Source organism: Mesorhizobium sp. M0514 (assembly GCF_040321145.1).
GTDB lineage: Bacteria > Pseudomonadota > Alphaproteobacteria > Rhizobiales > Rhizobiaceae > Mesorhizobium.
Window position 1 is genome coordinate 1 of record NZ_JAMYQZ010000116.1, and the last position, 15,914, is coordinate 15,914.

Sequence of the window (15,914 nt, forward strand, 5' to 3'; positions counted from 1 at the left end):
GACCAGAGGCGGCGGGCCACTTGCTTTGTCTTTCGCATCGCGCGTTTTTCCCGTTGACACCTTGCCTTTCACCCTCGTAGTGTCCGCCACGATGAAAAAGGCACTCATTCTCGTAGGAAAGCGCGTGGGCAAGGCGGTGTAACCGCCGGGCGAAAACCTCCCATGCGCAACACACAGGCTCCCATCGGGGGCCTTTTTTATTGCCCGAAACACGACTAAACGACCAGCAATCGCCTCATGGCTAGAAGTACGGGACCAGACCGATGAGCAACGGACAGAACGAACGGCGCGAAATGCCAAACAGGGAAATGACTGGCGCCGAAATGGTGGTGCAGGCGCTGAAGGACAATGGCGTCAAGCATGTCTTCGGTTATCCCGGCGGCGCGGTGCTTCCGATCTATGACGAAATCTTCCAGCAGGACGAGGTCGAGCATATCCTCGTCCGCCACGAGCAAGGCGCAGGGCATGCGGCCGAAGGCTATGCCCGCTCGACCGGCAAGGCCGGCGTCATGCTGGTGACCTCCGGTCCGGGCGCCACCAATGCGGTGACGCCGCTGCAGGATGCGCTGATGGATTCGATCCCGCTGGTCTGCCTGACCGGGCAGGTGCCGACTTCGCTGATCGGCTCCGACGCGTTCCAGGAATGCGACACGGTCGGCATCACGCGCCCCTGCACCAAGCACAACTGGCTGGTGAAGGACGTCAACGAATTGGCCGCCACCATCCATGAGGCCTTCCATGTCGCGACGACCGGCCGCCCCGGCCCGGTGGTGGTCGACATTCCGAAGGATGTGCAGTTCGCCAAAGGCATCTATGTGCCGCCGCAGGCGGCGCCGCGCACCAGCTACCAGCCGAAGGTCCAGGGCGACCTGGAAAAGATCAAGGCCGCCGTCGAACTGATGGCCAGCGCCAAGAAGCCGATCATTTATTCCGGCGGCGGCGTCATCAACTCCGGTTCGGAGGCCAGCCATCTGCTGCGCGAACTGGTCGACCTCACCGGCTTCCCGATCACCTCGACGCTGATGGGCCTCGGCGCCTATCCGGCATCGGGCAAGAACTGGATGGGCATGCTGGGCATGCACGGCACTTATGAAGCCAATATGGCGATGCATGATTGCGACGTGATGATCTGCATCGGCGCGCGCTTCGACGACCGCATCACCGGACGGCTGACCGCCTTCTCGCCCAACTCGAAGAAGATCCACATCGACATCGATCCATCGTCGATCAACAAGAACGTGCACACGGAAGTGCCCATCATCGGCGATGTCGGCCGGGTGCTGGAGGATATGGTGCGGCTGTGGCGGGCGAGCGCCAAGGCCGACAAGAAGGCGCTCCATCCCTGGTGGGAGCAGATAGCCAAATGGCGCGCGCGTGACTCGCTCGCCTTCAAGATGAACCACGATGTGATCATGCCGCAATATGCCATCCAGCGGCTCTACGAATTCACCAAGGACATGGACACCTACATCACCACCGAGGTCGGCCAGCACCAGATGTGGGCGGCGCAGCACTATCATTTCGAGAAGCCGAACCGCTGGATGACGTCGGGCGGGTTGGGCACGATGGGCTACGGCCTGCCGGCGGCGCTCGGCGTGCAGATCGCGCACCCGGATGCGCTGGTCATCGACATCGCAGGCGATGCCTCGGTGCAGATGACGATGCAGGAGATGAGCGCGGCGGTGCAGCACAATGCGCCGATCAAGATCTTCATCCTCAACAACCAGTATATGGGCATGGTGCGCCAGTGGCAGCAACTACTGCACGGCAACCGTCTGTCGCATTCCTACACCGAGGCGATGCCCGATTTCGTCAAGCTGGCCGAGGCCTATGGCGGCCACGGCATTCGCTGCGAGAAACCGGACGAGCTGGACGATGCGATCAAGGAGATGATCGCGGTGAAGAAGCCGGTGCTGTTCGATTGCCGGGTGGCGACGCTCGCCAACTGCTTCCCGATGATCCCGTCGGGCAAGGCGCATAATGAAATGCTCCTGCCCGACGAGGCGACCGACGAAGCCGTGGCCAACGCCATCGACGCCAAGGGCAGGGAACTGGTCTAGGTCCAAGCCGGGGCAGGGCTGTCGCGAGAAGCCGTGCGCAAACAGAGAATTAGCTCAAAGTCTGAAATCGAGATTCATGTCATGAACGCACAGCTTCAACCGACCGGCTCCGCCTATTTCATCGCCAAGGAAACGGAAAAGCCGGAGAACCACACGCTCTCCGTTCTGGTCGACAATGAGCCCGGCGTGCTTGCCCGGGTCATCGGCCTGTTTTCCGGCCGCGGTTATAACATCGAGAGCCTCACCGTCTCCGAGACCGAACACGAGAAGCACCTGTCACGCATCACCATCGTGACGCGCGGCACGCCGCATGTGCTGGAGCAGATCAAGCATCAGCTCGAGCGCATCGTGCCGGTGCACCGCGTCGTCGATCTCACCGTGCGCTCGCACGAGTTCGGCCAGGAGCGGCCGCTGGAACGCGAGCTGGCGCTGGTCAAGGTCGCCGGCACTGGCGAAGCCCGCGTCGAGGCGCTGCGTCTGGCGGATGCTTTTCGCGCGTCGGTCATCGACGCCAACACCGAGCACTTCATCTTCGAGATTACCGGCAAGGGTTCGAAGCTCGACCAGTTCATCGCCATCATGAAGCCGCTCGGCCTGGTCGAGATCTGCCGCACCGGCGTGGCGGCGATGAACCGGGGCCCGCAGGGGATGTAGTCTCAGTCCAACTATTTTACCGGCCTGGGATCGACCTTGCCGCTCGCCAGATTCTTACTCTCCCTTTTGATCGGGCGCGATACCGGACAGACGTCCTGGACGAAGCCGTTCAGCGTGTTAACCAGATTGTTCTGGACCAGCGAGTAGCGGATGAATTGTCCCTGCCGCTCCCTGGCGATGAGGCCGGCCGTCTCCAGGATGCTCAGATGCTGCGAGATCGACGGCTTCGACATGTCGAAGCGCGCCGCGATCTCGCCCGCGGTCAGCGAGGAGTGGGCGAGATAGGCGAGGATCTTGCGCCTCGGCTGCGATGACAGCGCCTCGAACACGCGCTGTATGGCGCTGCTTGCCCCGATAGCCGTGTCGCCATCCGCTGCATTGTCTTCGATCACCGCCTGCCTCTGTCGTTTCGCTTCCGGTATTTAGTCTATTGCCTAAATACCTAAATCGGAATAGTAGATAGTTAGCTTATTGCCTAAATAAGCGCCGGCGCGCCGGAAGGCAAGGCTCTTTGGTCCGGAAATGTTTCCTGCAGAGGAGGGGTGCCGATGAAGACCATATCCACAGGCAGAATGATCTCGCAGCCCTTGAGCGATGCCGAAGATGGCGAGGTCGTCTGGATGCCGGCCAAGTCGATCTGGGTCGGCGCGATGACGCTGATTGCGTTGGTGTTCGGGCCGCTGACCTTCAGCTGGAGCGCTTTCGCCCTGTTCGTAGCGACGACGGCGGTGACGATCTGCGCCGGACACTCGGTCGGCATGCATCGCCTGCTCATCCATCGCTCGTTCAGGGTTCACATCTGGCTCGAACACGCGCTGGTCTATCTCGGCACGCTCGTCGGCATGGCCGGTCCGTTCGGCATGATCTATGCGCATGACATACGAGACTGGGCGCAGCGCCAGACGGCTTGTCACGACCTGCACGCCCACCGCCGGCCTTTCTTCACCGACGCTTTCTGGCAAATGCATTGCGCCGTGGCGTTGCGCAATCCGCCTGACTTCGTCATCGAGCCGTCGATCAGAAACGACCGCTTCTACAAATTCGTCGAGCGGACCTGGATGCTGCAGCAACTGCCGTGGGCGATCCTTTTCTTGCTGCTCGGCGGGTGGAGCTGGGTGGTCTGGGGCATTGCGGTGCGTATCTCCGTGTCGCTGACCGGGCATTGGCTGGTCGGGCATTTCGCACATCGCAGCGGGCAGCAGGGCTGGCGTGTCGATGGCGTTGCCGTGCAGGGCTACAACCTGCCGCGTTTCGGCCTGGTGACCTTTGGCGAGAGTTTCCACGGCAATCACCATGCGTTTCCCGAATCCGCAAAGCTCGGCCTGGAACGCGGGCAGATCGATCTCGGCTGGCTGTTCATCCGCATCCTGGCTGCCCTCGGCCTCGCGCATGGCGTGAAGCTTCCCGGGAACACGCCGAGGCGCAAAGGCCTGCGGCGTGTGGCTGGCCGTCAGGAGGCGGCCGCCGCTCCCAGCCTGTTGTCGGCGCGGCCCCACGGCAGGTAGACTGTGCCGGCGTGGCTGGCTCGGATAGACGGATCACGGCGGAGCGCTTTGGACCAATCGAATGAGGTTGCGTCCAACGCCCTGTCGACTTAAGTCAGCATTGCTGACCTTTGTGAGCCGTCATGACCCTCGACGCTTTCCTTGCACTTTTGGTCTACGCCTTCGTGACCTCGATCACGCCGGGGCCGAACAACCTCATGCTCTTGGCGTCGGGCGTGAATTTCGGCCTCGTCAGAACCATTCCGCATATGCTGGGCATCAGCATGGGTTTCCTGGTACTGTTGCTTGCTGTCGGCTTTGGCCTGGGCGCGGTGCTGACGGCGTTTCCGGCCCTGCACACCGGATTGAAGATCGCCGGCGCTGCCTATCTGCTCTATCTCGCCTGGAAGATCGCCATGTCGCGCTCGCTGTCCAGCAAGGGTGAAACGGAGGCACGGCCGATGCGCTTCATCGAGGCAGCCGCATTCCAGTGGGTCAATGCGAAAGCCTGGGTGATGGCGATCACCGCCATGGCCGTCTACTCCAATCCGGACCACCCGTTCCTGTCGGTGGCGCTGATCGCGATCGCCTTCACCGTCGTCAACCTGCCGAGCGTCTCGATGTGGGCCGGTTTCGGCACAGCGCTGCGCGGGTTCCTGTCGGATCCGGTGCGGCTGAAATGGTTCAACATCGCCATGGGCGTGCTCTTGGCGGCGACGCTCTGGCCGATGCTGAAATAGACGCATCCGGCCTGAAATCTCAACCGCATCCTGGCTGGTTTTCCGACTGCTGAGCCGGCTGCATAGTCATTGTGCAGTGCACATTAAATCTTCGTAATGCCGTGTTTTGGCCCTTTTCCGACAAATGAGCGTCCTATCTACTTCGGCGAGATCGCGGCAAGGCGCCGTGATTGGGTAGAATGAGACCACCGGGTTCGGCGTGTCGGATCATAGGGCTTTTAGTCGATGCGCGGAAAAGTCGTTCTGGCGGTGGTGGTGGCGGCGGCCTGTGTCGCCGCGGCATGGGTCTATTTTTCGCCGGCGGCAATGAGCAGTCTGCAGCAGATGCTGCCGGGCGCCAGGCAGGCGGCAGCAACGGACAAGCCGGCTGGATCGGACAAGGCTTCGGCCGACAAGGCTGGGGGCAAATCCGGCGCCGGCGGTAATGCCGCCCGTTCGGCCTCGATCGTCTCGGCCACCGCGACAATGGCCGATTTTCCAATCCGCCGTTACGCCATCGGCTTCGTGTCTTCGCCGGCCGTGGTCAACATCAACGCCCGCGTGTCCAGCCAGATCGTATCGATCGACGTCAAGGACGGCCAGATGGTGAAGGCCGGCGACCTGCTGTTCTCGCTCGACGACAGGGCGCTCAAGGCGCAGCTTGCCAAGGATCAGGCGACGCTCGCCAAGGACCAGGCCCTGCTAACCAGTTCGGGCTCCGACCTTCAGCGCGCCAAGGATCTCGTCGCCAAGCAGGCCGGCACTCAGCAGACCTACGATCAGGCGGTGGCGGCGCAAAAGGCTGCGGCGGCGACGGTCGATGCCGACAAGGCGACGATCGACGCCGACAATGTCCAGCTCGGCTTTGCCAGCATCAAGGCGCCGATTGCCGGCCGGCTGGGGGCGGTCAACGTTTCGGTCGGTGACCTCGTCACCTTGAGCAACGGCAACTCGAGCACGGCCACGCCGCTGGTGACGATCACCGAGATGGATCCGCTGCAAGTCAACTTCAACCTGCCGGAGAGTAACCTGGCGCTGCTGCACAAGGCGCTGGCCAACCCGCAGCAAGGCGCGGTGACGCTGACCAAGGATGGCGATCCGACGCCGATCGGCAAGGGCACGCTCGACTTCGTCGATTCTAGCGTCGACACCGCATCCGGCACCATCGCGACACGGGCGAGCATTCCCAATGCCGATCTTTCACTGTGGCCCGGCCAATATGTGAATGTCGTGCTCGACGCCGGCATCATGCCGCAGATGCCATCCATCCCGACGGTCGCGATCCAGCCCAGCCAGAAGGGGCCGTTCGTCTATGTCGTCAAGCCGGACAACACGGTCGAGATGCGGCCTGTGCAGGTGGCGCTGACCGAAGGCGAAAACAGCGCCATCAGCGAGGGCGTCAAGTCGGGCGAGAAGGTTGTCGTCGAGGGCCAAACCAGGCTGAAGGACGGCGCCGCCATTCACGAAGGCAAGGCGGCCAGCGGTGATCAAGCTGCTCCCAAGGTCGCCGAGGCCGGCAAGGCGGCTGCCCAATGATTTCCGAATTCTGCATACGCAGGCCTGTCGCCACGCTGCTGATGTCGTTCGCCCTCGTACTGGGCGGGCTGTTTGCCTACAAGTTCCTGCCGGTGGCGGCGCTGCCGAGCGCCGAATTCCCGGTCGTCAATGTCTCGGCCAACCTGGCCGGCGCGTCACCCGAAACCATGGCCACTTCGGTGGCGACGCCGCTGATCAAGCAGTTCGCCACCATTGCCGGCATCGATTCCATCTCGACCAGCAATTCGCTGGGACGCACGTCCATTGCCATCCAGTTCGTGCTCAACCGGGATATCGACGCGGCGGCCGCCGACGTGCAGGCGGCGATCGCACGCACGCAGCGGCAACTGCCGCCCGAGATGACAGCGCCGCCGAGCTATCGCAAGGTCAATCCGGCCGACGCGCCGATCCTTCTGATGTCGCTGGTCAGCGACACGGTTCCGCTCACCGACCTCGACGCCTTCGCCGAAAACGTCATCTCGCCCTCGCTGTCGACCATCGACGGCGTGGCGCAGGTGTCGATCTTCGGCCAGCAGAAATATGCGGTGCGCGTGCAGATCGACCCGACGGCGCTGGCGGCGCGCGGCATTTCGATCGACCAGCTGCAGACGGCAATCGCGTCGGCCAACTCCAACACGCCGCTCGGCGTCTTGCAGAACGACAAGCAGCAGCTGACCATCACGGCCAATACGCAGCTCACCGATGCCGCCGGGTTCTCCAACCTCATCATCGCCACCAAGAACGGCCATCCGGTGCGGCTGGGCGAGGTGACGCGCGTCATCGACTCGGTCGAGACCACGACGACTGCAAGCTGGTATGACGGCACGCGCGCCATCATCCTGGCGGTGCAGCGCCAGCCCGACGCCAACACGGTCGACGTCGTCGACAAGGTCAAGGCGATGCTGCCGTCGTTCAAGGACCAAATGCCGGCCGCCGCCGACATCAAGCTGCTCAACGACCGTTCGACCTCGATCCGCCAGGCCGTCGACGACGTCCAGTTCACGCTGCTTCTGACCATCGCTTTGGTGGTGATGGTGATCTTCGTCTTCCTGCGCCGGGTGACCGCAACCATCATTCCGGCCGTGGCGGTGCCGATTTCGCTGATCGCGACGCTGGGCGCCATGTTCCTGTTCGGCTTTTCCATCGACAACATCTCGCTGATGGGCCTGACGCTCGCAGTCGGCCTCGTCGTCGACGACGCCATCGTCATGCTGGAAAACATTTTTCGACACATGGAGGAGGATGGGCTGTCGGCTTTCGATGCCTCGCTGAAGGGCGCGCGCGAAATCGGCTTCACCATCATCTCGATCTCGATCTCGCTGGTGGCGGTGTTCATCCCCGTGCTTTTGATGGGCGGCGTCATCGGCCGCATCTTCAACGAATTCGCCGTCGTGGTGACGGTCGCCATTCTGGCTTCGATGTTCGTGTCGCTGACACTGACGCCAATGCTGTGTTCGCGCCTGCTGTCGGTGACCAAGGCCGATCGCGACAAGCATGCCCCCGGCCACAAGCAGGATATCGTCACCCGCGGCTATGACCGGCTTTTGACCTTCTGCCTGCGCCACACTTTTCTGGTGTTCCTCGTCTTCGTCGGTACGGCGGCAGGGTCGGTCTGGCTGATCGAGGTCTCGCCGAAAGGCTTTTTCCCGCAAGAGGATATCGGCCAGATCTCGGTTACGACGATCGCCAGGCAGGACATCTCCTACGACGCCATGGTCAAGCTGCAGAACCAGGCGGCAAGTGTCTTCTCGCATTCGCCCTATGTCTCGCATGTCGCCTGGTCAGCCGGCGGCGGCAACAATGCGCTGAACCAGGGCCAGCTCTATGTGCAGCTGAAGGACAAGAGCCAGCGCCCCGACATCGACAAGGTGCTGTCGGATCTGCGGCGGCAACTGGCCACTGTGCCGGGGATCGATGCCTATATGCAGCCGGTGCAGAACCTGCGGCTTGGCGCGCGTTCTTCCGCCAGCGCCTACCAGCTCGTCGTTCAGGGCCTCGATACCGGCCTGACCGACACATGGGCGCAAAAGCTCAACGATGCGATGGCGGCCGATCATGCGAATTTCACCGACGTCACCAGCGATCTGCAGAACAATTCATTGCAGGCGACGCTGGTGGTCGATCGCGACAAGGCGGCCTCGCTCGGCATCGACACCGACACGCTGCGCTCCAGCCTCTATGGCGGCTTCGGCACGGAGCAGGTTTCGACGAGCTTCGGCTCGGCCGACAGCTACGAAGTCATCATGGAGCTCGATCCCAACATCGAATGGTCGCCCGAGCGCATGCTGGCCATCCAGGTCAGGACGGCAAGCGGCAGCCTGGTGCCGCTCGGCGCCTTTGCCCGCGTCGACCGCACCGCCGGCGCGCTGACGGTCAACCAGCTCGGCCAGCTGCCGGCGGTCACCATCTCCTATAATCTGCCGCAAGGCGTGGCGCTGGGCGACAGCACGGCCCGCATCGCCGCGCTGAAGGAGCAGATCGGCATGCCGCCGGCGATTTCGACCAGCTTTGCCGGGACCGCCAAGACCTTCCAGGATTCGCTGGCTAATCAGGGCCTGCTGATCGGCGGCGCCATTCTGACCATCTATATCGTGCTCGGCATCCTCTATGAGAGCTTCATTCATCCGCTGACCATCCTGACCGGCCTGCCGTCGGCTGTGCTGGGCGCGGTGGTGGCGTTGCGCTTTGCCGGCATGGACCTGTCCGTCATCGCGGTGATCGGCATCCTGATGCTGATCGGCATCGTCAAGAAGAACGGCATCATGATGGTCGACGTCGCGCTGGAGCTGCGACGAGAAGGCATGTCGGCCAAGGAGTCCATACACAAGGCGTGCCTGATGCGTTTCAGGCCGATCATGATGACGACGTTGGCGGCGCTGATGGGCACGTTCCCGATCGCGCTCGGCACCGGCGCCAGTGCTGAGCTGCGCCAGCCGCTCGGTGTCGCGGTCGTCGGCGGGCTGCTCGCTTCCCAGGCGCTGACGCTGTTCGTCACCCCTGTCATCTATGTCTATTTCGAGAATTTCTCCGGCTGGCTGGTGAGCTTCTTCTCTTCGAAAAAGAACAGGCCGGCGCTGCATGCGGTCGAGAGCGGCGAGCAGGCCTCGCTGTTCGGTCCCGAGGATCGGCTCCAGCCGCAAAGGGCCGCCGCCGAATAGGCGATAGCCCGTGGCCCAAGCTGTCATGCTTGCGGCCGCGTGCCGCCGATCCTAATCTGAGGTCATGTCCCATGATCATGACCACGACAATGAGCTCGACCCGTTTGCGGCGCGCGTGCGCGCGCTGGAGACCATCCTCACCGAAAAAGGCCTGATCGATCCGGCCGCAATCGACGTCATCGTCGACACCTATGAGACCAAGATCGGGCCGCGCAACGGCGCCAGGGTGGTGGCGAAAGCCTGGAGCGATCCGGCCTTTGCCGAGTGGCTGAAGCGCGACGCGACGGAAGCGATCGCGTCGCTGAGCTATAGCGGCCGCCAGGGCGAGCACATGCAGGCGGTGTTCAATACGGACGAGACGCACAACCTCGTCGTCTGCACGCTGTGCTCCTGCTATCCGTGGTCGGTGCTTGGGCTGCCGCCGGTCTGGTACAAGGCGCCGCCCTATCGCTCGCGGGCGGTGATCGATCCCCGCGGCGTGCTCGAAGAGTTCGGGCTGACCTTGCCGGCGGAGAAAAACATCCGCGTCTGGGATTCGACTGCCGAACTGCGCTATCTCGTGGTGCCGATGCGGCCTGGCGGTACCGAAGGCTGGAGTGAGGACCAACTCGCCGAACTGGTCAGCCGCGATGCGATGATCGGCACGGCGGTGGCCAAGGAACCCGGGACAAAGAAGGTACCGGCATGAACGGGCCGCAGGATCTCGGTGGGCAGATGGGTTTCGGGCCGGTCGCGCCCGAAAAGGACGAACCGTATTTTCATGCGGATTGGGAGAGGCGGGCGCTCGGCGTGACGCTGACTGCCGGCGCCATGGGCGCGTGGAACATCGACGAGAGCCGGCACGCCAGGGAATCGCTGCATCCGGCCGTCTATTATTCCTCAAGCTACTACCAGATATGGATCAAAGCGCTCGAGGTGCTGCTGAAGCGCCATGGCTTCGTCAGCGAGCGCGATCTGACGGAAGGTCGGGCGGTCGATCCGGCGGCGACGCCCAAAAGGGTGTTGAAGGCCGAAAACGTGCCGGCGGTACTGGCCAAGGGCAGTCCCTGCGACCGGCCGGTCGAGACGGCGCCGCGCTTCAAGGCCGGCGACCCGGTGCGGACAAAGAATTTCAATCCCACCGGCCACACAAGGCTACCGCGTTATGCGCGCGGCAAGCACGGAGTTGTCGAGGCCGTGCGTGACGGTTTTGTGTTCCCCGACAGCAACGCACATGGCAACGGTGAAAACCCGCAATGGGTCTATACCGTGGTCTTCGATGGCTCGGAAATCTGGGGCGAGGGCGCCGACTCGACGCTGACCGTCTCGATCGATGCTTGGGAGAGCTATCTTGAGCCGGCCTGAAGGTGCATTGCCGGCGGGTCTGGACGAACCGGTATTCGCCGAACCCTGGCAGGCCGAAGCCTTCGCCATGACGGTGGCGCTGCATGACAAGGGCCTGTTTTCGTGGAGCGAATGGGCCGATGCGCTGTCGGCGCAAGTGAAGAAGCCGGGCGCCGCAAGCGACGGCCACGATTATTACGAGCATTGGCTGGCTGCGCTGGAGACGCTGCTGGCGGCCAAGGGCGTCGCGGGAAAAAGTGACGTCGACACGCTCGCCGCCGCCTGGGAACGCGCCGCGCATGCAACCCCGCACGGCAAGCCGATTTTGTTGGAGAACGATCCCGGGCCGACCAGAGGTAGCGGCGGCGGCGCGAACATATAGTCCGCCTGTGGTTGGTGTTTGAAATCTGGCGGCCGATGCAACTAATTTTCGACGACCATGCCTTCGTCGTCCCCATAGACAAACGCCTCAACGACGGCGAAGCGGCCACGGTTTTTGGAAATGGCGACGAAGTCGTTGTCAGCCAAGTGGAGGATCACTTGCTCGTCGCTGATGGTAACACGTTCTATGGTTCTGGCATTTTCGTCACTCAGACAGGCCGTGACCTCGGTATATATCGCGAACCCTGCGTCATCCGACAAGGAGACAACGATGCCATAACCAGGTTCGCCGATTTCGATCTTCTTTATCGACTTTCCGATCAGCCTGTCTGCGAACGACCTCATCAATATCCTCGCTTATAGGTGTCTGCGCCGATCTGCATCTCGATCATGTCCGTGATAGTGGCATTGCCCGATCTAGGTTCAAATGCCTGAATTCAAATCGTTCGTTATCCGCTTGCATGTTCACTTTACGTTCGCATTTGCGCCTGCTAGTTTGTCCCGTTGAAGGTGAGGCAATCCCATCGTTTTAAGCGGTGGTTGGCACCAAGCTTGTCTTTCTCTCGCGAATCCGGTCTGTCGAATCGATGGAATTCTCTCCCCAACAGGACGAGGCTCTGAAAGCGGTCGCGCGCTGGCTCAAGGAGGGCCGGCCGCAGGTCTTCCGGCTGTTCGGCTATGCCGGCACCGGCAAGACCACGCTGGCGCGCTATTTTGCCGAGCATGTCGACGGGCAGGTGCAGTTCGCCGCCTTCACCGGCAAGGCGGCGCAGGTGCTGCGTTCCAAGGGCGCGGTCAATGCCCGCACCATCCATTCGCTGATCTATAGGCCGAAAGGCGAGGAATCGGTGTCGGACGAGGTGACCGGCAAGACCTCGATGTCGCCGACCTTCTCGCTCAATCGGCAAAGTCCTATTTCACGGGCGAAGCTGGTGGTCATCGACGAATGCTCGATGGTCGACGAGCAGCTTGGCCGCGACCTTCTGAGTTTTGGCACGCCGATCCTGGTGCTTGGCGATCCGGCGCAGCTGCCGCCGATCTCGGGCGGCGGCTTTTTCACCGAGCATGAGCCGGATGTGCTCTTGACCGAAATCCACCGCCAGGCGCGCGACAATCCGATCATCCAGCTGGCGCTCGACGTGCGCGAGGGCCGCGAGTTCATGCGTGGCGACTACGGCACCGCGCAGGTCATCGGCAAGGAGGACGTCACCCAGGAGCTGGTGCTGAAGGCGGACCAGGTGTTGGTCGGCACCAACCGCACACGCCGCCGCTACAATCAGCGCCTGCGCGAGCTGAAGGGTTTCAATGCCGATTATCCGCAGGCCGGAGACAAGCTGGTCTGCCTGCGCAACGACCCCGCCAAGGGCCTGCTCAACGGTTCGCTGTGGAAGGTAATGACCTCGTCGCGCGAAACGGTGAAGCCGGGCATCAACCTTCTGGTCTCGCCCGAGGAGGACGATCCCGACCGCGGCGTCGCCAAGATCAAGCTGCTCAAGTCGGCTTTCGAGGATCCGGACGCCGATATCCCCTGGCAGCAGAAGAAGCGCTTTGACGATTTCGACTATGGCTACGCGCTGACCGTGCACAAGGCGCAGGGTTCGCAGTGGAACGATGTCGTGCTGTTCGACGAGAGCTGGGCGTTCAAGGAAACCCGCCAGCGCTGGCTTTATACCGCCATCACGCGGGCGGCAGAGCGCCTGACGATCGTTAGATAGCTGGCGTTAGATAGCTGGCGTCAGGTAGCAGCCGGCGCAGCAGGGCTGAGTGGCGTCGCACCCAGCCATTGCCAGGCATCCGCTTCATCCTCGGCCGCGAAGTGCCTGAACTCGATGGGTGGCGAAGCCGGAAGGAAGTTCCGCGCATCCGCTATCCAGTCGGGCTCACCGATCGTCGCGCACCGGGCGATATGCTCTAGCGCATGAACCGTACCTTGTTTCAGCGTCTCGTCGTCCATATCGATCCAGTCGACGCCCTCATGGTCGACCAGCCGCACCAAGACGTCGATCCTCGGGTGCAGCGCGTAGGCAGCCTCCAGCAATCCGAACAGATTTTCGCCGTCGGCGGCAGAGACATGGCCGACGACGTCGATGGCGAAAAGGTCCTCACGGTCGGTTTCGAGGCGGCGGATTGCGGGCACGGACTGGAGAAAATTCATTGGCTGGGTTCCCCCTTGCGAGCAGATGTCATCACTGGAACACCCGAAAGCCCCTGTCTGTTCCCATCAAAGGCAGTATAGATGCGCTGCACAAACAGCCGGACCTCACGCCATGCCCGCGAAACTCTCGGTCAATCTCAACGCCATCGCCATGCTGCGCAACCGCCGCGACCTGCCGTGGCCGAGCGTCACCGGGCTCGGCCGCCTGGCGCTGGCGGCCGGCGCGCACGGGCTGACGGTTCATCCGCGGCCCGACGAGCGCCACACCAGGCATTCCGACCTGCCGGAGATCCGGGCGCTGATCGACGACGAGTTTCCCAAGGCGGAATTCAACATCGAGGGCTACCCGACCGAGGATTTTCTGGCGCTTGTGGAAAGGCACCAGCCGGAGCAGGTGACGCTGGTGCCCGACGATCCGGCGCAGGCGACATCGGACCATGGCTGGAACTTTGCCGCCGAGGCGGCGTTCCTTATCCCGATCGTCAAGCGTCTGAAAAAAGGGGGCTTCCGCGTGTCGCTGTTTTCCGATCCGGATCCCACCGGCGTCAATGCCGCGCGCGACACCGGCGCCGACCGCATCGAGCTCTATACCGGGCCCTACGGCAGCTACCATTCCGATTCCGCCAAGGCGCGGAAGGAGCTGGAAAGATTGGGAAAAACCGCGGATGCCGCACTCGCCGCCGGGCTCCAGGTCAATGCCGGGCACGATCTGGTGGTGAACAACCTTCCGGCATTGGCAAAGCGCATTCCGGCATTGGCCGAAGTGTCTATCGGACACGGGTTGACAGCCGATGCGTTGGAGTATGGCATGGCCGGCACGGTGGGGCGGTTTCTGAAGGCTTGCGGTTGGTAGCGGTGGAAGGCTCGTGTCGAAGGTGATATCGCATGACAGCAAGCAAGGCGCACCGCGCGGTGATCGGGGAGTAGTCGATGGCTCTTTCCAGCATCGGTAGCGAGGCTGAACCCGTCGAACAACCGAACCACTCCCACACTGAACAGCACAGCACCAAAGTTCTGATGCTGGGCGCGCTTGGCGTCGTCTATGGCGATATCGGCACCAGCCCGATCTATGCCTTCCGCGAGGCGCTTCACGCTTCGCCTGGTACCGACACGCGTATAGATGTCCTGGGCGTGCTGTCGCTGATCGTCTGGGCGCTGACGATTATCGTCACCATAAAATACGTCGCTTTCGTGCTTCGCGCCGACAACAAGGGCGAGGGCGGCACGCTGTCCCTGATGGCGCTGGCGCGCAGCGCCTATCCAAAAGGCGCCAAGCTTATCCTCGGCATCGGACTTTGCGGGGCGTCGCTTTTTTTCGGAGACGCTATCATAACTCCGGCCATTTCCGTGCTGTCGGCAGTTGAGGGCCTGGAAGTGGTGACACCGACGCTGGAGGCCTATGTCGTTCCGATCACCTTGGTCATCCTGGCATTTCTGTTCTCCGTGCAGCGCTTCGGCACGGGGAAGGTGGCGGCAGTATTCGGGCCGGTGACGGCGCTATGGTTCCTGGCCATCGGCGTTTCCGGGCTCTACCACCTGATGGACGATCCTTCGGTGCTGTTGGCGATCAACCCGTATTATGCGATCGCCTACTTAGCCGGCACGCCGACCGCCGCTTTCGTGACCGTTGGTGCAGTGTTCCTGGCGGTAACGGGGGCCGAGGCGCTTTATGTCGACCTTGGACATTTCGGGCGCAAGCCGATCGTGCTCGCGTGGTTTTCCGTGGTGTTTCCTTGCCTGCTGCTCAACTACTTCGGCCAGGGCGCCTTTGTATTGGCGAATGGCGGCAGGCCGACCAATCCATTCTTCGAGATGTTGCCGGATTGGGCGCTGATGCCAATGGTCGGCTTGGCAACGGCCGCCACCGTGATCGCCAGTCAGGCGGTGATCTCGGGTGCTTTTTCGCTGGCACGCCAGGCAGTGCAACTCAACCTGCTGCCCCGCATCGAGGTGCAGCACACGTCCGAAATGCAGAGCGGCCAGATTTATATGCCGCGCGTCAACCTGCTCATCGCCCTGGGAGTGATGCTGCTGGTTGTCGGCTTCGGCAGCTCGAGTTCGCTGGCTTCCGCTTACGGAATTTCGGTGACCGGCGAGATGCTGATGACAACCATTCTGCTGTTCGTTGTCATGCGCAATTTGTGGAAATGGCAGCTTGGGCTCGCCCTGGCATTGGCGCTGCTGTTCGGCACCATCGACATGGGTTTCTTCCTGGCGAATGTCGTCAAGATCGTGGAAGGCGGATGGGTGTCAATATCCGTTGCCTGCCTCATGGGGCTGATCATGACCACCTGGATACGCGGCAGCCGCTATCTCTTCGACAAGACCCGGCGCAACGAAATCCCGCTCGATTTCCTCGCCGGCAATCTGTTGAAGAAGAAGCCGCAGCTGGTGTCCGGCACCGCCGTGTTCCTGACCAGCGATCCGCAAAGCGCGCCGACAGC

General features: G+C 62.4%; 15 protein-coding genes. 12 read left to right on the plus strand and 3 right to left on the minus strand.

The genetic code is table 11. The annotated features are described in order from the left end of the window. The first annotated feature begins 263 nt into the window (after window positions 1–263). Together NKI61_RS29535 and ilvN are read left to right on the plus strand one after the other, a co-directional pair. Window positions 264–2,060, plus strand: coding sequence for an acetolactate synthase 3 large subunit (locus tag NKI61_RS29535; RefSeq protein ID WP_352842005.1), 1,797 nt, complete (start codon window positions 264–266; stop codon window positions 2,058–2,060). An 81-nt stretch (window positions 2,061–2,141) separates the two neighbouring features. After that, entirely contained in the window at window positions 2,142–2,714 is a 573-nt protein-coding gene (gene ilvN / locus NKI61_RS29540) for an acetolactate synthase small subunit (RefSeq protein ID WP_023668352.1), read from the plus strand. Between the two features lie 11 nt (window positions 2,715–2,725). On the opposite strand, the gene NKI61_RS29545 is transcribed toward ilvN, so the two are convergent. Beyond that, window positions 2,726–3,106, minus strand: coding sequence for a metalloregulator ArsR/SmtB family transcription factor (locus tag NKI61_RS29545; RefSeq protein WP_352842006.1), 381 nt, complete (start codon window positions 3,104–3,106; stop codon window positions 2,726–2,728). Between the two features lie 156 nt (window positions 3,107–3,262). Here NKI61_RS29545 and NKI61_RS29550 point away from each other — a divergent pair, with 156 nt between their 5' ends. The 7 genes from NKI61_RS29550 (at window position 3,263) to NKI61_RS29580 (ending at window position 11,316) form a co-directional block, all read left to right on the plus strand. Further along, window positions 3,263–4,219 (plus strand): acyl-CoA desaturase, encoded by a 957-nt coding sequence (locus NKI61_RS29550; protein ID WP_023823133.1) that lies wholly within the window; start codon window positions 3,263–3,265, stop codon window positions 4,217–4,219. 122 nt (window positions 4,220–4,341) lie between these two features. Further along, window positions 4,342–4,938 (plus strand): LysE family translocator, encoded by a 597-nt coding sequence (locus NKI61_RS29555; RefSeq protein ID WP_023688075.1) that lies wholly within the window; start codon window positions 4,342–4,344, stop codon window positions 4,936–4,938. A gap of 225 nt (window positions 4,939–5,163) precedes the next feature. Next, complete coding sequence (locus tag NKI61_RS29560; RefSeq protein WP_352842008.1) at window positions 5,164–6,453, plus strand: efflux RND transporter periplasmic adaptor subunit; 1,290 nt, start codon at window positions 5,164–5,166, stop codon at window positions 6,451–6,453. Continuing rightward, window positions 6,450–9,611, plus strand: coding sequence for an efflux RND transporter permease subunit (locus tag NKI61_RS29565; RefSeq protein WP_352842009.1), 3,162 nt, complete (start codon window positions 6,450–6,452; stop codon window positions 9,609–9,611). The genes NKI61_RS29560 and NKI61_RS29565 overlap by 4 nt, the downstream gene beginning before the upstream one ends. Before the next feature lie 64 nt (window positions 9,612–9,675). After that, a complete protein-coding gene (gene nthA, locus NKI61_RS29570) occupies window positions 9,676–10,299 on the plus strand; it encodes a nitrile hydratase subunit alpha (RefSeq protein WP_023815545.1) in 624 nt (207 codons plus the stop codon). Next, on the plus strand, window positions 10,296–10,955 hold the full coding sequence (gene nthB, locus NKI61_RS29575; RefSeq protein WP_352842010.1) for a nitrile hydratase subunit beta: 660 nt from the start codon (window positions 10,296–10,298) through the stop codon (window positions 10,953–10,955). Before nthA ends, nthB begins: the two co-directional genes overlap by 4 nt. After that, a complete protein-coding gene (locus NKI61_RS29580) occupies window positions 10,942–11,316 on the plus strand; it encodes a nitrile hydratase accessory protein (protein WP_023725319.1) in 375 nt (124 codons plus the stop codon). Before nthB ends, NKI61_RS29580 begins: the two co-directional genes overlap by 14 nt. A gap of 41 nt (window positions 11,317–11,357) precedes the next feature. Here the strand turns inward: NKI61_RS29580 and NKI61_RS29585 are convergent, their stop codons facing one another. Next, window positions 11,358–11,660 carry a hypothetical protein gene (locus NKI61_RS29585; protein ID WP_023714736.1) on the minus strand — a complete coding sequence of 101 codons (303 nt, stop codon included), beginning with the start codon at window positions 11,658–11,660 and terminating at the stop codon, window positions 11,358–11,360. A gap of 242 nt (window positions 11,661–11,902) precedes the next feature. Here NKI61_RS29585 and NKI61_RS29590 point away from each other — a divergent pair, with 242 nt between their 5' ends. After that, complete coding sequence (locus NKI61_RS29590; RefSeq protein WP_023668361.1) at window positions 11,903–13,030, plus strand: ATP-dependent DNA helicase; 1,128 nt, start codon at window positions 11,903–11,905, stop codon at window positions 13,028–13,030. A 20-nt stretch (window positions 13,031–13,050) separates the two neighbouring features. Here the strand turns inward: NKI61_RS29590 and NKI61_RS29595 are convergent, their stop codons facing one another. Beyond that, a complete protein-coding gene (locus NKI61_RS29595) occupies window positions 13,051–13,470 on the minus strand; it encodes a SpoIIAA family protein (RefSeq protein ID WP_023682069.1) in 420 nt (139 codons plus the stop codon). Between the two features lie 112 nt (window positions 13,471–13,582). Between NKI61_RS29595 and NKI61_RS29600 the strand changes: the two genes are divergently transcribed. Continuing rightward, window positions 13,583–14,323, plus strand: coding sequence for a pyridoxine 5'-phosphate synthase (locus tag NKI61_RS29600; RefSeq protein ID WP_023690926.1), 741 nt, complete (start codon window positions 13,583–13,585; stop codon window positions 14,321–14,323). 77 nt (window positions 14,324–14,400) lie between these two features. Next, window positions 14,401–15,914: potassium transporter Kup (locus NKI61_RS29605; RefSeq protein ID WP_352842011.1), on the plus strand; the 1,514-nt coding region annotated here is incomplete at its 3' end.

What these genes read in the sequence shown, in the direction of transcription:
- NKI61_RS29595 (WP_023682069.1), bottom strand. Translation starts at nt 13,470, where the DNA reads ATGAATTTTCTCCAGTCCGTGCCCGCAATCCGCCGCCTCGAAACCGAC.
- NKI61_RS29585 (WP_023714736.1), bottom strand. Translation starts at nt 11,660, where the DNA reads ATGAGGTCGTTCGCAGACAGGCTGATCGGAAAGTCGATAAAGAAGATC.
- NKI61_RS29560 (WP_352842008.1), top strand. Translation starts at nt 5,164, where the DNA reads ATGCGCGGAAAAGTCGTTCTGGCGGTGGTGGTGGCGGCGGCCTGTGTC.
- NKI61_RS29550 (WP_023823133.1), top strand. Translation starts at nt 3,263, where the DNA reads ATGAAGACCATATCCACAGGCAGAATGATCTCGCAGCCCTTGAGCGAT.
- ilvN (WP_023668352.1), top strand. Translation starts at nt 2,142, where the DNA reads ATGAACGCACAGCTTCAACCGACCGGCTCCGCCTATTTCATCGCCAAG.
- NKI61_RS29555 (WP_023688075.1), top strand. Translation starts at nt 4,342, where the DNA reads ATGACCCTCGACGCTTTCCTTGCACTTTTGGTCTACGCCTTCGTGACC.
- NKI61_RS29590 (WP_023668361.1), top strand. Translation starts at nt 11,903, where the DNA reads ATGGAATTCTCTCCCCAACAGGACGAGGCTCTGAAAGCGGTCGCGCGC.
- nthA (WP_023815545.1), top strand. Translation starts at nt 9,676, where the DNA reads ATGTCCCATGATCATGACCACGACAATGAGCTCGACCCGTTTGCGGCG.
- nthB (WP_352842010.1), top strand. Translation starts at nt 10,296, where the DNA reads ATGAACGGGCCGCAGGATCTCGGTGGGCAGATGGGTTTCGGGCCGGTC.
- NKI61_RS29535 (WP_352842005.1), top strand. Translation starts at nt 264, where the DNA reads ATGAGCAACGGACAGAACGAACGGCGCGAAATGCCAAACAGGGAAATG.
- NKI61_RS29600 (WP_023690926.1), top strand. Translation starts at nt 13,583, where the DNA reads ATGCCCGCGAAACTCTCGGTCAATCTCAACGCCATCGCCATGCTGCGC.
- NKI61_RS29565 (WP_352842009.1), top strand. Translation starts at nt 6,450, where the DNA reads ATGATTTCCGAATTCTGCATACGCAGGCCTGTCGCCACGCTGCTGATG.